At 43.4% G+C, this 16664-nt stretch carries 13 protein-coding genes; 5 read left to right on the top strand and 8 right to left on the bottom strand.

The genetic code is table 11. The annotated features are described in order from the left end of the window. From AB5443_RS19230 to AB5443_RS19220, 3 genes are all read right to left on the bottom strand, one after another. On the bottom strand, positions 1–2643 hold a 2643-nt coding region (locus AB5443_RS19230; RefSeq protein ID WP_368119627.1), incomplete at its 3' end, for a TonB-dependent receptor. A gap of 33 nt (positions 2644–2676) precedes the next feature. After that, the gene (locus tag AB5443_RS19225; protein ID WP_277134117.1) at positions 2677–4011 is read right to left on the bottom strand and encodes a DUF4925 domain-containing protein; all 1335 of its coding nucleotides are present in this window, start codon (positions 4009–4011) and stop codon (positions 2677–2679) included. Positions 4012–4020: 9 nt separating this feature from the next. Then, complete coding sequence (locus tag AB5443_RS19220) at positions 4021–5388, bottom strand: DUF4925 domain-containing protein (RefSeq protein WP_277134119.1); 1368 nt, start codon at positions 5386–5388, stop codon at positions 4021–4023. An 896-nt stretch (positions 5389–6284) separates the two neighbouring features. Between AB5443_RS19220 and AB5443_RS19215 the strand changes: the two genes are divergently transcribed. Both AB5443_RS19215 and AB5443_RS19210 read left to right on the top strand, forming a co-directional pair. Beyond that, positions 6285–7499 (top strand): sensor histidine kinase, encoded by a 1215-nt coding sequence (locus tag AB5443_RS19215; RefSeq protein ID WP_277134121.1) that lies wholly within the window; start codon positions 6285–6287, stop codon positions 7497–7499. Continuing rightward, positions 7499–8227 (top strand): LytTR family DNA-binding domain-containing protein, encoded by a 729-nt coding sequence (locus tag AB5443_RS19210; RefSeq protein ID WP_277134123.1) that lies wholly within the window; start codon positions 7499–7501, stop codon positions 8225–8227. The genes AB5443_RS19215 and AB5443_RS19210 overlap by 1 nt, the downstream gene beginning before the upstream one ends. 15 nt (positions 8228–8242) lie before the next feature. Here AB5443_RS19210 and AB5443_RS19205 read toward each other — a convergent pair whose 3' ends face one another. The 3 genes from AB5443_RS19205 to AB5443_RS19195 form a co-directional block, all read right to left on the bottom strand. Continuing rightward, positions 8243–9427, bottom strand: coding sequence for an aminopeptidase C (locus AB5443_RS19205; protein WP_044654906.1), 1185 nt, complete (start codon positions 9425–9427; stop codon positions 8243–8245). A 102-nt stretch (positions 9428–9529) separates the two neighbouring features. Further along, positions 9530–10735 (bottom strand): hypothetical protein, encoded by a 1206-nt coding sequence (locus AB5443_RS19200; protein ID WP_277134126.1) that lies wholly within the window; start codon positions 10733–10735, stop codon positions 9530–9532. Further along, positions 10732–12060: a DUF4270 family protein gene (locus AB5443_RS19195; protein ID WP_277134128.1), complete on the bottom strand. Its 1329-nt coding sequence runs from the start codon at positions 12058–12060 to the stop codon at positions 10732–10734. The genes AB5443_RS19200 and AB5443_RS19195 overlap by 4 nt, the downstream gene beginning before the upstream one ends. 191 nt (positions 12061–12251) lie before the next feature. Between AB5443_RS19195 and AB5443_RS19190 the strand changes: the two genes are divergently transcribed. Then, positions 12252–13295 (top strand): kelch repeat-containing protein, encoded by a 1044-nt coding sequence (locus AB5443_RS19190; RefSeq protein ID WP_073342621.1) that lies wholly within the window; start codon positions 12252–12254, stop codon positions 13293–13295. Continuing rightward, entirely contained in the window at positions 13282–13608 is a 327-nt protein-coding gene (locus tag AB5443_RS19185) for a DUF4907 domain-containing protein (protein WP_277134130.1), read from the top strand. Before AB5443_RS19190 ends, AB5443_RS19185 begins: the two co-directional genes overlap by 14 nt. Positions 13609–13700: 92 nt before the next feature. Here the strand turns inward: AB5443_RS19185 and AB5443_RS19180 are convergent, their stop codons facing one another. Next, positions 13701–14222, bottom strand: a complete 522-nt coding sequence (locus AB5443_RS19180) for a hypothetical protein (RefSeq protein WP_022140146.1) — start codon at positions 14220–14222, stop codon at positions 13701–13703. Between the two features lie 225 nt (positions 14223–14447). On the opposite strand from AB5443_RS19180, the gene AB5443_RS19175 reads away from it, so the two are divergent. After that, positions 14448–15287 carry a patatin family protein gene (locus AB5443_RS19175; protein WP_277134132.1) on the top strand — a complete coding sequence of 280 codons (840 nt, stop codon included), beginning with the start codon at positions 14448–14450 and terminating at the stop codon, positions 15285–15287. Here the strand turns inward: AB5443_RS19175 and AB5443_RS19170 are convergent. Continuing rightward, on the bottom strand, positions 15279–16301 hold the full coding sequence (locus AB5443_RS19170; protein WP_277134134.1) for a YafY family protein: 1023 nt from the start codon (positions 16299–16301) through the stop codon (positions 15279–15281). The two genes, AB5443_RS19175 and AB5443_RS19170, sit on opposite strands and share 9 nt — an antisense overlap. Positions 16302–16664: the final 363 nt, after the last annotated feature.

Below are 16664 nucleotides of genomic sequence, written 5' to 3'. Positions count from 1 at the left end.
ACCGAAGAGGATACCGCGTACATAGTCCATCAGGTCATTTTGCATTTTGGGACGCTCGTCCATCATCAGATAGTCTACTGCAAGGATTTTGCTCTTCCATGCTACGTTGGCACCTACGTTGATACGTTTCCACTGGAAATCTACCGTAGCTTTGAAACTATGTTTCGGGCGATATTTCAGATACTTTCCGGTGTTTGATTTCTCTTTCATTTGCAGCGGGTCGGTATAAAGACCTTCTACGGCATTGCGTTCCTGATAATCTGCATCACGGGGTTCGGTGTATACATATCCTAAGTTATAGAACAGTTTCGTATTCTTATTAAAGTTATACACACCGTTTGTAGAGATTTCAACTCCGTAGATTTGCGCTTTCGATACGTTATGGAATTGGGCGCCGATACCAAAACCTTTGCCGTCTGACAACATTTGGATGGCATCGCCGATGCTGTTAATCATCGTATAATTGGCATTGTTGAACAGTCCGAACTGGAATTCAACCATGTCCTTATATTGCGTGTAGAATCCGGCAACGTCTACGAATCCCTGGAAGTTACCAATCTTGTATCCTTGTTTGAATCCTAATTCAGCGTTGAATCCTTTTTCCGGATTGATGTTCAGGTTCGGATAAACACCGACTCCACCAATATCCTTACGCAGATATTTCTCGTTGATGGACGGGTTGCGGTAACCTTGTCCGAAGCTGGCGCGGATAAAGCTGTAATCAGCCAACTGATAGTTCAGTCCGGCACGGAATACGGGACGGAACGGAACTTTGGTTCCGAATATCTTGGTTTCCGCTTCGCGGTGGTGATTGTTTACACGATAATATTCGGTGCGTACACCGGCAGATACGCTCAAGCGATCCCAAAAACGTTGGTCGTACTGGAAGAAAGCGGCGATGTTATCACTTTTGTACACTTCGTCCATAATGGCGGAATCATAGCGGATATGTTCGAAAGTAGCTCCGGTAGTGATTTGTGCGCCACAGTCCCATTTTTTGTTGAACTGGTAGTCGAGATAATAGTCGAAGTTCTTGTCAGTCTGAGTTTTCGGATTGTTGCGTGAAGGATTAATGACATTGGATAACCAGGGAACGAGGTCGCTCGGTAATTTCCCGTCCTGCACCAACTTGTCCAAATCACTAGGCAATCCATTATCCATAGCCCATGAGATAAGGTCGCAGTAATCGGCGGTTGTTGCGTTCGGGAAGATATTGCCCAATGAAGTAAATATCCCGTTCATGGCATCATCCAGATTTCCGTTGATAAGTCCTGAACCGATACCAACTAATGCTGGGTAGAGTGAACTGTAATCGCCACCTGCAATATTCTGTATGGTTTGGGCGTCTGTTCCCATATTGCCGAGAATATCGGTAATGGATGCTCCGTCAGTAGGGCGTACGATATTGTCGGCGCTATAATAGAAACGTCCTTTAATCTTATGTGACGTACCGTTTTCGGGATTCACGTAGTTGATGAACGGGTCGATATGAAAGTTGTTTTCTTCACGTCCCATGTTGGTGAAAGGAGACGGTTTGTACACTTCCGTCGGCGAACGCCAGATAAAGAAGTCGCCATACTGGTTGGAAAGGAAATCCACATTGAAACCATAATTCAAGATTTTCATTCCCATATCCGGTTGGTGGTAAGTCAGGCTGCCACCCATGCGGAAACGCTTGTTGTATCCTTGTTGACGGTATCCTTCGTCCGTGAAAAGATTGATACCGCCACTGACATCGAAATTACCGATACGGCGGGAGTGGGAGAGGTCGAATCCTTCATAAATCGGATTCCGTACACCGCTGAGAAGGCTTCCGCGCAAAATGGGTTTTACCGCATATTTGTCGTCTTTCCAAAAACTCTTGTCACTCCATTGATATTCATCATTTTCCGCATCTCCATATACACCGACATAGGCACTGAATCGTGTTTTCGGGGTCAATCCCGGACGTGCGGTACGAATATTGATGATACCGTTCAAAGCTGATGAACCATATAGTACGGAAGAAGCTCCTTTAATCACTTCCACTTGTTCTACGTTTTCCAAAGGAACGGTGTTCCAGTTTATTTCTCCTGTTTTAGGGTTCAGTGTACTCATGCCGTCTACCAAAATCTGGCTGCGTGCACCTACTCCGTAAGTCCATCCGCTACCACCACGCATAGAAGGCTGCTTGTCTACAATGTCTACACCGGGAAGTGTACGAAGGGTGGAAGAAATATCGGTTGGTGCCTGACGTGCAATATCTCCCGATTTGACAACGTCCATAGAAACGGTGACATCACTCAATTTCTGTTCGAAACGTCCGGCACTGACCACTACCTCTTCCAGTAGCTTAGTGCTTTCTTTCATGTAAACGTCCTTAGTGACTACTTCACGTTTGCCAATGACGATAGGCATCAGTACATCATCATAACCTACATAACTGAATACGAGGTCGACTCCACCTTCGGGAAGTTTGATTTCATATTCTCCGTTGATGTTGGATACTACTCCCTGGTTGCCGTGAAGCTTGTAGGTAACGGCTGCTCCCACCAATGGTTCATTGGTCTTGGCGTCATATATATGTCCTTTCAAGGTTTGGGCAAAGCTTGCTCCAAAACTGGTAAGGCAGATAAGTAAAGTTAGAATATATAGTTTCTTCATTGTTTCTTATTCTTTAATATTAATGTTTATATATCACTCGGATATTACCAAATCGAGTCCAATATTGAATTTCTGTGCGTTTGACCAAGCATCAGCGAATTGATTGAGCAGACTTTCTAACATCATTTTGGAAAAATCATCTGTCGATTCAGGCAACATATTTATAATGATTGGTACTAGACTTGGAATCATATCTAAAATAGGTTGCAGGGTTGCTTTGTCTAAATAGAGGTGTGTATGTCCATCTACTTTTTCTATATTCATTGGGATTCCTGTTGTGATCCACTCAAAGAAAGTATTGAAGGTTTTGTCATTTAAATTGGTAATGAAACTGATGATACTATTTTGCAAAGTTCCGTTTATTTTGATCAGTATTCCTTTAAGTTGAATCGGATCCATTTTCAAAATTATATCAGTAAGAGAAGACAATAGATTTTCATCTATCATTTTTCCCTGCCCTTTCATTACAAGCGTGATTATTGCAGGTAAATTGAGTTTAATTCTGACTTGGTTGTCTTTAGGATACCAATAAACTAAATTTGTAGGAGAAGTATAAAAAGTACGGTCTTTTATTACGGCTGTTACATCTTCATTTGTAACTCCCCCACCTAATAATTTACTAAAGATGAATTGTACAATCTCCATCATGGCTCCTTCTGCTTCCATATCCGGTACTTTGCCGTCAATCATAATAGGGCCTGTTGAGTATTCCACTTGAATATTTCCATCAGCTTTTAATGTGACAGAATGAAGAAATTGAGGTAGGAAGTACGCTAATGTACTTCGTAGAAATACATTGTAATCAGAATCAGCGCCTTCTGCCATTTTTGTATCAACAAAACCTGCACCGGTCACAGGAACCTCTGCACCAATGGTTTCGTTAGATGATTTAGTGATTTCGGAAAGCAGATAATTTTCTGCCCATTGTGTACTACCGGCGGTTTGTATATCCGTGAGGTTGAAAATAAGATGTCCTTTTTCTACTTTTCCATCATAGTGAAATTGGATATTAGTATTTGCTCCGGCTGCATCTCCTGAAAAAGTATATTCATTGGTTGTTCCTGACAAGGGTACATTTGTCAGTGAAACAACTGCTTCTCCGGGGAGAATGTCGTAAAGGGTGATATTGGCATTTTCTCCTTTTACTGTACTGAAATCAATGCTTTTACCGAATAATTCTTCACCACTATAATTGAGAACCAAATTGGCGTGGCTGAGATGTTTATTTGAATAATTAGCTGTTACATCCACAGGATCCGGTCCCGGGTAATCTTCGCTGCAAGAGGTCATCAAACCGCTCATTCCGATGAAACCACTTGCCAATAATATAGATAATTTCTTCATATTCATTTTTTCTTTCATATTCATTGTTAGTGCTTATTCCTGGGGTAGAAGGTCTAATCCTAAATCAATGGTATTAGCTGCATTCCATAGGATTGGCAGACTATCTTCATTGGTTCCCATGAGATATCCGAGTAGATTTTTGAACGTTGTGTTATTGGCCATATTTTCCGGTAATAAATTCTCAATAACCGGTTGTAGTTGTGGTAATAACTGAATGAAAGCTGTTGTAGACTCTTTAGTTAAATAAAGATGGGTATGTCCCTCTTCTTCTTCAACATTAAAAGTTATACCTTCAGTTAATAAGTAGAAGATTTGCTGGAAATTACTCTCATTCATGTTGGTAATGATACCGAGATACTGATTGCCAAGCACGGCATTTACAGTTCCAAGTAGCTTTTGTAGTTGAATAGCGTCGGATTTGGAAAGAGCTTCCACGATACCGGAAATCAGTCCTGGGTCAATGGGTGTTTCACTATCTTTAGTTACCTGACTGATAATAGCTGGTAAATTCAGATTTATTTTAAGTTTTCCATTATTTACTGACCAAGTGAGCAGATTAATAGGTGAAGTAGCCCAAGTACGATTGGCAAGCGCACTGTTAATATCGGTGGCACTCATTGTACCTATCATGAATTTCATAACGAACATTGCAATAGTCGCCACATCTTTATCCGGATCTATTTCATTAATAGGTATTTTACCAATATAGACCGGACTTGTGGTATAATTTGCAATAATATTACCATCCGGTTGCAATGTGATTGTCTGAAGAAGCTGGGGGATGAAGTAACAAAGTGCATTTTGAATCAATTTCATTCTAAGAAAAAGTTGGCTGCCTGCTTGTGTCAACTCCACATCATCCATGTGAACATAGAAGGCGCCGGTCAGGATTTCGTTTGTTTCTTTCCATACATATTCTCCGCCATTGGTACCTATGGTCATTTTTTTTCCCTTGGTAAAGTTAGATAAATTATAACTTTTATTCCATTTGTTTTGCGGCATCGTTACATTTACATCCAGCTTCATCGCTTTCGGCGTAATGCTACCACTATATTTTACCGTAGCTCCCCCCATTGTGATATTCGTTCCGCTAAAAGTGTAGTTACCCTTTTCTTCATTCTCATAAAGTTTGATGTTATTAATAGGAGTACTAGCCTCTCCCGGAATCACATCATTCAGTGTCAACGTTCCCGTTTCACTGTCTTCTGTCTTAAAGCTGACAGTTTTTCCAATTAATTTCTCTCCACTGTAGGTTAGGTCTAACGTATATGGCTTAATATACGAGCCATATTCCCGGCTGATTTCTCCCGGCCAAAATAGCTTGTCATTGTAAGTCTCTTCACATGATGTAAAGAAAAAAACGACACAAGCCACCCAAAATAGTTTCTCTAAGTTTCTCATTTTGTTTCTTGCTTTTATTGCATATTTAATAAATCTTTGCAAAGTTCGACTAACAATCCTTTATTAACAAGGTCTATTTTTCTATAATGATGTTCTATTTTTAAGTATTTGGGTATAAATAGTGAACGAAGTAGAAATATTCATGTTCTATTTTTAATATGAATTGTTCTTCTTTTAAGAATGAGAGTTTTAGAATAAGTCTTTATGTAAATATGTGGAGAGGTTTCTGTAGGAATATCGGGAACAGTAATCCCCATATTCTTAAAATCTGACTGTACATAAAAATGGAACGTTTTATGCATTTTCTCTATCTTAAATGGAGGGACATATGGAGACGTGGATAGAAAAGTGCGTAAATTTACATTAGGGAAATAGAGAGAAGATAGTCTTTGGGGAAGAAAGTATCCTCTTTGAGCTGTTTGCTGGTGAAAGAGAAATAAATAGATAGATTTTCTGTCGATATGCAGCTATTTGTTATCAGGTTAATCAACGGTTTCAGAAGTGAAATAGCTCGAAAACCGCCTCTATTTCGGCTTAAATATGCTTCCTCACCGAGGAATAATCGCTTGGTCGGTGAGTAAGAAAGTGTTCCTCACCGAGGAACGATGTGTTTCTCGGTGAGGAATGGATATAGTCAACCTCGGAAAAGCAAATATTTATCCCTTGTTTATGCATAATAAGGGCTTGAATATGCATGTTCTTGCATTAATTTATGCGCTTTATTCTCTATTAGCTTTGATTATTCTCTCTTGCCGGATAGCAAAATCTTAAAAACAGAACAGAATTGCTGGTTGCTTAAAGCCTGTTTACCGTCGAAATCCGTCCTTTGGTCGATTCTATTTGTGATAAAATAGCGTCGGCCTTACCTTTGTCCTGCTAACTTGGAACAATGAAGCATGAAAAGACTGCGTAAACAACAGTTATTGGAGCAGAGTATTTACGGAGCCATTTGGATCGTAATATTTCTTCTTCCGCTGATAGGCGGATACTTTGCCCTGAGCGGCGGACTCGAAAGAGAAGAAGTCCGCACGGTTATTCGTGACTCATGGTTGGGGATTCTTCCTTTCTTCGTGCTTTTTTTACTGAACAATTACGGACTGGTTCCCTATTTCCTTTTTAAGAAAAAATACTGGCAATATACTGTTTCATTGTTTTTCCTGATAGTTGCCATGTGCTGGCTTGCTCCGTCTCCTTCCATGACACGCTTTCCGAAAGGCTTCAGGCGTGACGGTCTACACCGCAACATGAAAGAGAACCCAAGAGACCAAATAATAAAGATGAGAGAAAAGAGCAGGGAGGAAGGCGAAGGGTACCGGGATGAGCCTAAACGTGAAAAGCCCCCAATGGGAATGGGAAAGCCTGAAGGCGGTCCCGATGTTTTTCCGAAACCGGGCCCTTTTCCTTATCCGCTCTTTGGTATCCGTTATCTCATCCATTTTGCCATCGCCTTTCTGATGGTAGGGTTTAACATTGCCATCAAACTCTTCTTCAAGTCTTTCCGTGACGAGGAAATGCTGAAGGAACTCGAACATCAACGCTTGCAGTCCGAACTGCAATATCTCAAATATCAAATCAACCCGCACTTCTTTATGAATACGCTCAATAATATTCATGCATTGGTGGACATCGACACGGGAAAAGCGAAAAGTACGATTGTGGAACTCTCCAAACTGATGCGTTATGTACTCTATGAAGCAAGCAATAAAACCACGTTGCTATCACGTGAGGTACAGTTTCTTGAAAACTATATCGGCTTGATGAGCCTGCGCTATACTGACAAAGTATCTATCGGGATGCACTTCCCTGCCGAAGTGCCCAAAGTACAGATTCCCCCACTGCTCTTTATCTCTTTTGTGGAGAACGCCTTCAAGCATGGAGTCAGTTACCGGAACGAGTCTTTCATTCGCGTCCTCGTGCAGTTGGAAGAAGACAACCGCCTGTCTTTCCGTTGTACGAACAGCAATAACGGTTCGGCAGACGAGCAGCATCACGGTATCGGGCTCGAGAATGTCCGTAAACGCCTGCGGTTGCTGTTCGGCAATGACTATACGCTCTCCATTACCAATGAAGAACAACTATTTGATGTATTACTTATCATACCTTTATTATAATGAAATGTTTAGCAATAGATGACGAGCCGTTGGCACTGGCACAATTGACGGATTATATCTCCCGTGTCCCTTTTTTGTCTTTAGTGAAGTCCTGCCAGGATGCATTCGAAGCAATGAAGGTATTATCCGAAGAAGAAGTAGATTTGATATTCGTGGACATTAATATGCCCGATTTGAATGGACTGGACTTTATCCGCTCATTGATTAGCCCGCCGCTTGTCATCTTTACCACCGCTTATTCCGAATATGCGGTAGAAGGCTTTAAACTGGATGCCGTAGACTATCTGCTGAAACCGTTCGAGTTTCAGGATTTGCTGAAAGCGGCGGACAAAGCCCGGAAACAGTTTGAATACCGTTTGTTGGAACAACAAGGCGAATTAGGAAACACTTCGCAGATAAAAGGAGACTCGCTGTTTGTGAAAAGCGACTATAAAGTCGTTCGTATCGATGTGAATAACATCCGTTATATTGAAGGCATGAGTGAATACGTACGTATCTTTGTGGAAGGGGAAGACAGGGCGATTATCACGCTTGCCAGTCTTCAAAAAATGGAAGAACGGCTTCCCACGCATTTCATGCGGGTTCACCGTTCTTATATTGTCAATCTCCGGAAGATTACCGAAGTTTCCCGTCTCCGTATTATCTTCGATAAGAATACCTACATTCCTGTCGGTGATAATTATAAGGAAAGATTTACGGAATACATAGGAAAACTGAGTCTGTCTTAATAAGCGTAGCTACACTTATTTAATACCCAGCTTCTTGGCGATGTCCTTAGGAAGCGCATCTTTGTGTACCAGGATATTCATAGTCTTGTAGGCTACGAATGCTTTGGAAGCATACCAGATACCATCATATTTGCCCGCTTTACCCCAAGAATTCTTCACCATGAAGTATTCTTTTCCGTTTTGGTCTTTAGCGATACCGTAGATTACCATTCCGTGGTCGTCAGTCGTTTCCCAGTTATCGAAAGCTGTTTGGCGCATTTCCTGAGTGATTTCCATTTCCTGGAACGGCTTGGTAGTCATTTCTTTCTGTTTGTCGGCAGCCGTCAGACCTGTCCAGCGAGCCATATCCGAACCGCTAAGTTCAGCGCCTTTTTTTGCATCCGGCATCACAGCAGTACCATTGCGTGTGAAACCTTGTTCGCTCACGTCGCTGCCCCATGCGAAAGTATAACCTTTCTTTACAGCGTTGTCCATCACAGCCATCAGTTCGTCGATAGGCAGGTTGTAAGATAAGCCGTTGCGCCAGTTATCTTGAATTTCGATAGCGAATTGGGAATAGAAGGGATGATGGGTATAAGAAGTCAGTGATACGTAATCGTCAGGATTCAATCCCAATGATTCTGCAAAGGATTTCGGAGTATATTCCTTACCTTTGTAAGTGAAGTTTTCCGGGCATTTACCCAAATAAGTGTCATAGATAGCTGCCAGTCCGTTTTTCCATACCGGAGTCAGCTTGCTCAGTTTGCCCTTGGCGATAGCGTTGATGTATCCGCTTGCTACGGCATCCAACTCGTTGTGTACCGGCAACGTATCACCATACATGATTCCCGGCATCACTTCCTGCGGAACGATACCATAATTCTTGATGCAATACATTACATCGTAGAAACTTCCACCCGGAGAGAAAGAACTGTCACCGTGATAGCGTACATAATTCACTCCGCGATCCTGCATCGTTTTGTGTACCACGAACATTTCAGCCAAGTCATATTCGCCTTTGCCTAAACGAAGCAGTTCTGATTCAATAAATCCGAGAGTGGAGAAACTCCAACACGTGCTCGAACGGTTCTGATTCTTGATAGAAGTAATCGGGTTCTCTTTCACTGTCGTGAATACAAATCCCTCTTGGGGTTTTGCGTCTTGTGCCGTCATGCCCAGGCTGCATAAGCCCAGGGCAGCGATAAGGATACTTTTTTTCATTCTTATGACATTCATATTAAATTTGTTTTGGGCACAAATATAACGATTCCTCTCTTGAAAACCATCCATTTGGATTCAATTTGCATAAAAAAAGAATGAATATTACTGTATCCTGGCACGGTAAGTCCGTTCGGAGAAAGTGATATTGAGGAACAGGGACAGGCTGTTTTCGCGTTGCATGCCGGCAGGTACTTTCATTTGTCCCTTATATTTCAGTCCGATGGAAAGGACATTATTATTGCGCAAGCCCAGATTCAGCCCCGTACTCATATAGTATTCAGTCGCCTTTTTCTTTTGGATGACAATATAGGAATTGTTGATTCCCGTTCCCAGCAACAAGCTGACCGGATTACGGTACACATTACCTAAGGTATATCTTCCGCCCAGTGACAACCGGTGCTGATTCTCAAAACTGATATTGGATTGTGAAGATTGCATCCGGCTCCAGTCCACATACTTATAATCAATGGTTGCCATCCACCGCAGACTATTGTAAGAAACTCCTGCCCCGAAGAATTGGGGAAGGCATTGCCGGTAACGTTTCAGGTCTTTTGCAATATCATCCCCGCCCGAACTGCTGCTGACGTATAGACTGTTCTCCTGCTTGAAGTCCTGCGAATAGCCGTAGACGGCACCCGCTACGAAAGAACGGTCACGGTCGATTGCCCATTTATACTGTACGCCGAAATCTGCATAAAACGTATGTTTATACGAACTCGTTTCTTCTGACGCGCTGCCCTGTGTTTCCGTCTGCGTAATAGTACCGGTGACGTAGGAGAGATTCGTACCGATAGAAAATCCTTTCCCGAAAAGATACGCCGTGCTGATACCCATTTTGGATAGCCCGCCTTCGCCTTGAAACAGGGAAGAAACGGTACTCCCGTTACTGCCCGCCACCTCTTCATCCAACGTGATGGCATATCCTACACTACTCACAGGAGCCATGAAGATAGCCCCGTACCATCGCGGAATAATCCGGCAACCGATACTCAGGTTATTCAGATTCCCCGTGACGGAATGATTGTTTGCTCCCCGCTGCGAATAATTCTGATAAGCTCCCATGATGCCGGCGTCTATCTGAAACCGCTGTTCGCTTAGTTCCGTGAGTGAAGCCGGGTTGGCACTGTTCAGGAAATTGTTGCTCCGCAGGGCAATCCCCGCACCACCCAGTCCGGCATATTGCCCGCCTTCTCCGGTAGAGAGTTCGCCCAATCCGAACATGGAAGTGGGGGAGTTCGTTGTGTTTTGTGCTATCAATAAGTGAGCGGGAGTATAGAATGCCAAAAGGCAGAACAAAATCTTTTTCATTGTTGATAAGTTTTGTAGAGTATGATAAGTTTGGTGTTCTTTTTATTTGCCGTATGTTCGCTGTCACCGAAGATAACACCTTGCAGGGTGGTGTAGAACAAGTTGTCGGGAAGGAATAACTGCAACTTCTGTCGGTTATAGCCGGTTGTTCCCAGGTTGCTTTGCAGGAAAGAGGTGATGTCGAAAGAATAATACGTCTCTTCGTAAGCCATGTCATCAACCACCAGGTTGCCCGTTTGTACGGAGCTTCCGGTGAGGTCGGTGATGACATCCTGTCTCACGTTATCCTCATTGGTTGTATAGAGGGTCAGGTTTTGCGGGAGCGGGTACATTCCGTCATACGTCCCCTTCACCGGATAGAGTTGCAACGTGGCGCTTTCGATGGTCACGAGTTCGCCTTCTGCGCAGAGATTATTCAAATGCGGGAAGTCGATGGCGATATACATTCCTGTCATGCCTTGCAGGTAACATTGGTGTTCTGTCCGGGCGGTGGGCAGAGCGTTGTCGGCGCCGCTTTTCAGTCCCTCAATCGGAGTGCCGGTACGGTCATATGATACCTTATTATATATAAGAGAACTGCTGGCATTGAATACAAGTGTCTTTTCCGTTGAGATTTCCGCCTGTTCATGGTAATAGAGCGTAATACACAAACTGGAATCATTCACCTGGAAGCCGCTGACGCAGGCGTCATTATCGATGTCCGGAATAAAGGCGATGCCTTTGAAGTAATCATGGAAGAGCTCCTGCGACTCCATTTGACGCGCGTCTTGCTGCATCAGGTCAAACCACTCTTCTCCCCAGTCATCGGGTAGGCGCACTTCCAGTTCTTTTGTCTTTTGTCCGGGAGTCGGCTTGAAACTGAACGAGGTCAGGGGAGATGCTTCATACGATGTCCGGGTGGTACTGTACAGATACCCGTAATCATCCAGTTGGATATTTTCCGTCAGGCGGTGCATATGGATGCGTTGGGTACTCAGTGTATCTCCCAGATAATTGGCGGAGGAGTAAAGGCGGATGGTGATGGAATCGAATGTATATACCGTCTCGTCATTAAAGGAGAAAGAGGGTAATTCATATTCGGCATAGAATGAGGCCGTAATAGTTCCCCATAACTCGTCTTTACGATGTCCTATCTGACAAACGGTATCACCCGAAGTTGCCAGTGAGTCACTAAGGATGGTACTGAGCGATACGGTACAACTGTCTGTCTGTACATTCCGGAAAGAACTTTCCACCCATTTCCCGCCTATTGCGGATGATTCGTCCAGGCAAGAGGAAAAAGAAAGAAATAGAAAGAGCGAAAAAAGTACTAAGATTGATTTCATGCCATACTAATGAAATTGGTTTTGTGACGGCAAAAGAAGAGCTTTTAAGCAGTCTCCCCAAAAACTATCGACTAAGTCTTGCTATTTGTCGACCTCGATTTCGTTGGTAGACAGAATATATCTGTTTGTCGATAGTTTTTTTATCCCTGCCCGTTGCCCCCTACTTTTGCGGGTAATAAACGACATATTTAATGGATAAGAAAATGAATAAATTACTTTGCATGGTGGTCGTACTGCTCTCATTGGCGGCATGTACGGAGGATACGGAATATACGGCAGGCGTGTGGTACCGCCGTTCTGATTTTGATGGTGTGGCACGTAATGATGCCGCCGGGTTTACTATCGGCAACAAAGGATATATTTGCGGCGGATACCGGGGAAGCAACAAAGACCGCCTGAAAGATTGCTGGGAGTATGATATTGATAATGACTGGTGGACTCAATGCAAGGACATGAGTGAAGAAGCCATTGCCCGGAACGCGGCGACAGGCTTTGCCGTAGGGACGAAAGGATATATTGCCACCGGATATGACGCCAAGACTAGTTCGTTTCTGAAAGATTGCTGGCAATATGACCCGGCAACGAATGATTGGAAACAGATGGCGGACTTTCCCGGAGGAGGACGGCGTTATGCACTTTCTTTCGGCATCGGGCAATACGGCTATCTGGGTACGGGCTACGATGATAACTATCAGAAGGATTTTTACCGCTTTGACCCTTCGGCGGGCGATAAGGGAGAATGGACGCTTATCAATGGCTTCGGCGGGCAGAAGCGACAGGGCGGACAGGTTTTTGTCATTGATGACATAGCCTATATCTGCGGTGGCGAGAATAATAATTCGGATGTCACGGACTTTTGGTGTTTTGACCCGTCGAATGCATCCAATCCCTGGAAACAACTGCGTGACATAAAAGATTCCAGTGATGATGATTATGATGACGACTATACTTCTATCGCACGCTGCTATGGCTGCGCTTTTGTGATTGACGGTAAAGGATATCTGGCAGTAGGACAGACGGCGGGCGGGAGCTTGCGTACCAACTACTGGATATACGACCCTTCTACGGATTTGTGGGAAGGTGAAGACCTGACCGATTTTGAAGGCAGCGCACGTGCGAAAGCTGTTTGCTTTTCCACAGGAACACGGGGATTTGTAACGACCGGTGGTAGTACTTCCTCGTCCTACTATGACGACACCTGGGAGTTGAAACCTTATGAATATGAAGAAAAGTAAGATAATAACAGGTACCGGATGCCTTATCCTGTTACTCGCCACCGGATTTGTCTGTTACCGGAATATAAGTCCCGCAGCCCGCTACCATTTGGAAGTGATGAAACTCGGAGAGAACGGATACGGTTATAAAATCTATGAGGGAGAACGTACGATTATTGTTCAGCCTTTCATTCCTGTCGTTGCCGGAAAAAGAGCTTTCCGTGCAGAGCAGGATGCCCGGCGGGTAGGGAATTTAGTCTTGGAACGCATTGAAGCAGGAGATGAATTTACTATATCGAAGGGGGACTTGGATAACTTGGGAGTTACATATTAATGCTGCACCGTTGGCACAGTCATGCCACCGCATTGGCACAACTGTGCCAATGGGGTGGCACAAGGCTAGCGCTGTAGGGTACTGTACGTGGATTACTCCCTCTTTTGAGGATTAACCACATAATCTTCTTTGATAAACTCATCATACACGCGTTTCGGATGGTCGAATGCTGCTGTCCCGTTCCGTTGCTCATCGAAATTCTCCCGGCGGAATTGTTTCAGTTTCAGGTTTCCTTCGGCATATTCCCGTAGTTTTTTATGTTCGCGTCCATAAAGCGAACTTTCAGTTACTTCAGAATCAAGCAAACTTTCCTTAGGAGTAATAGTGGGCAGGAGCACTTGTTCCAGTAATCCACGATAGGCACCGTCATATTCGCACCAAACGAGGTCGTTGGCGACAAATATACGATAGGAGTACTTTGACCATGCGGTTTTGATTTCGATGGATGCAGCATAGATTTCAACGGTAGCTTCAGAACCGTACGCCTGGTCACGAATCACAACGGTCGTCCGACCGCTGATTTCTTCCTTTACGGAAGTTTGCCATTTCTCGGAATGCATGATTTCTTCAATGATTTCCGGCAATTTTTCTTTAATCTCAAACTGTATTCTCATGGTGCTTGCCTGCGGGCAGGACTTTTTTATTTTTTCCTACTTAAACAATAAAGCTAGCCTAAAGTTACATAGATTGAAGCAAAAAAACAAGATTTTGTTTAAATATTTGCTACTTTTGCCGGATAATCTGTCTTTTTCGTTTGTTTTTATAATAAATATGCAACAAACAGTAATAGGACGGAGTCTGTAAGGAGAGTGATAAATAAAAATAAGGGGGAGATAAGAATGAAGAACTTTGAAATAGATGAATGTACCGGATTAGTGTTGGAAGGCGGGGGAATGCGCGGCGTATTTACCTGCGGCGTACTCGATTATTTGATGGATCGCGACATCCGGTTCCCTTATACGATAGGGGTGTCCGCCGGAGCATGCAACGGACTGTCTTATGCCTCCCGTCAACGGGGACGCGCCAAATACAGCAATATCGACCTGCTGGAAAAGTACAATTATATCGGCTTGAAACATCTGCTCAAGAAGCGGAATATCCTCGACTTCGATTTGCTGTTCAATGAATTTCCCGAACATATCCTTCCGTATGATTATGAAACGTATTTCGCTTCGCCCGAACGTTTCGTCATGGTGACCACAAACTGCCTGACGGGAGAAGCCAACTATTTTGAGGAAAAGAAAGACAAGAACCGGGTGATTGATATTGTCCGTGCTTCCAGCAGTCTGCCTATTGTCTGTCCCATTGCTTATGTAGACGGCATCCCGATGCTCGATGGGGGAATTGTGGACTCCATTCCTTTGCAGCGTGCCATTTCAGATGGCTACCCCCGCAATGTTGTTGTGCTCACTCGCAATCGTGGTTATCGGAAAGATTCGAAAGATATTCGTGTCCCGTCATTCGTATACCGTAAATATCCGAAATTGCGCGAAGCGCTGGGGCGTCGCTGCGCCGTGTATAATGAACAGTTGGAGATGGTAGAGCGTATGGAAGACGAGGGAAAGATTATCGTTATCCGTCCGTTGAAACCTGTTGCTGTAGACCGCATTGAGAAAGATGTGCAGAAGCTGACAGAGTTTTATCAGGAGGGATATGAGTGTGCAAGAGCTTTATTTTGAGTCTGTGTATTGTTCGGCAGCTCTTTTTAGTTTCTTGCCCATCAATTCTACCAATGTCTTCGGATACAGAACCTGTATCCCGTTGGCATAGCCGAAAAATACCCGTTCCAGTTCATGGTTGATGACCACTTCAATTTCCAGTATGACGCTTCCGTCAGCTAATCTTTCTATCAATTGCTGGCTGCGGTGTATTGGTTTGGTTATGATGTAAGGCGCTTCGTCAGCCTTTACTTTGAAACCTACTTTTTCCGCTTTGCTTCCTGCGTTTTTGGTGACTCCTACCAGATCGTCAAAGAACGTATTCGGGTCGAAGAACGTATTCTTTATATAGTATTCTTGCGGCAGGACTTCTAAGGAATGTATCCTGTCTAAAGCTAAATTTTGCAATATACGTCCGCTTTTCCTTACTCCGTAAACAAACCAGCGGTTCCGGTATTCTTTTAATAGATAAGGATAAAAAATGAATTCGTTTGCCGAACGTGCTTTGAACGAGCGGTATTTGAACCGTATAGGGTGTTCGTTTACAATGGCGTGATAGATAGTGTCCAGATAATCCAGCCCTTTCAACGATTCGTTCTTTTCGAAGTCGATGACAGGGGTTGTCTTCATTCGGGCGGAAGCCACATGGTCTTCCAGGCGGTTGATAATATCGCTCATTTCCGTGAAGTAGGAGAATCCTTTGAACTGCCGCAACACTTCCACCGCTTCCGACATCATTTTCAAATCCTGTTCGTTCAGCGGAGTTTGCGTGATACTGTATTCCGGGTCTTCGTATTTATAATATTTATTCTCGTACACTACAATCGGGGCGTTATATCCCAGTTTCTCGCTGCGCATCATCTGGATGTCCATTTGCACGGTACGTTTGCTTATTCCTTTGTCAATGCCCTCATATTCATAAAGGGCATCCGAACAGGCATCCACCAAATCTTCGAGCGTCCAGCGACGGTAAGGATTACGCAGACAGTTATCAATTGTTTTATAACGAATCAAGGCATTTCTATTGGCTGGCATAAGCAGAAGAATAAAGATTTGCTTCAAAAGTAGAAAAATAAATTCAGTAAAACAAAGAGGTTGCCTGTCTTTATTCTTGTAATATCTCCGTAAAAAGGTGTATTTTCCCGGTTCTTTCTATCTTTTTTCTCAATTAATTCGATTTTAAGTCATTATTAATTGACTTTGGCGGAATTTATTAAGGGATGTCCCTTTACTTTGCTGAAAATAGTTTTAAAGACTTAAAAGTATAACATGAAAAACAAAGGAATAACATGGTAAAAAGGTTTGATTGGATATTGGTATTTTTATTGTTTTCAATAGGGGCGACTGCACAATCCGGCAAGAAGCGGTATGATTCTTACAAAGGATTGGTCATGGCTG

The sequence above is a fragment of the Bacteroides sp. RTP21281st1_H5_RTP21281_210402 genome, assembly GCF_040918965.1.
In the GTDB taxonomy this organism is placed as follows: Bacteria; Bacteroidota; Bacteroidia; order Bacteroidales; family Bacteroidaceae; genus Bacteroides; species Bacteroides congonensis.
Note: the sequence above shows the minus strand (reverse complement) of the source record. Positions and strands in the feature narration are given on the sequence as shown.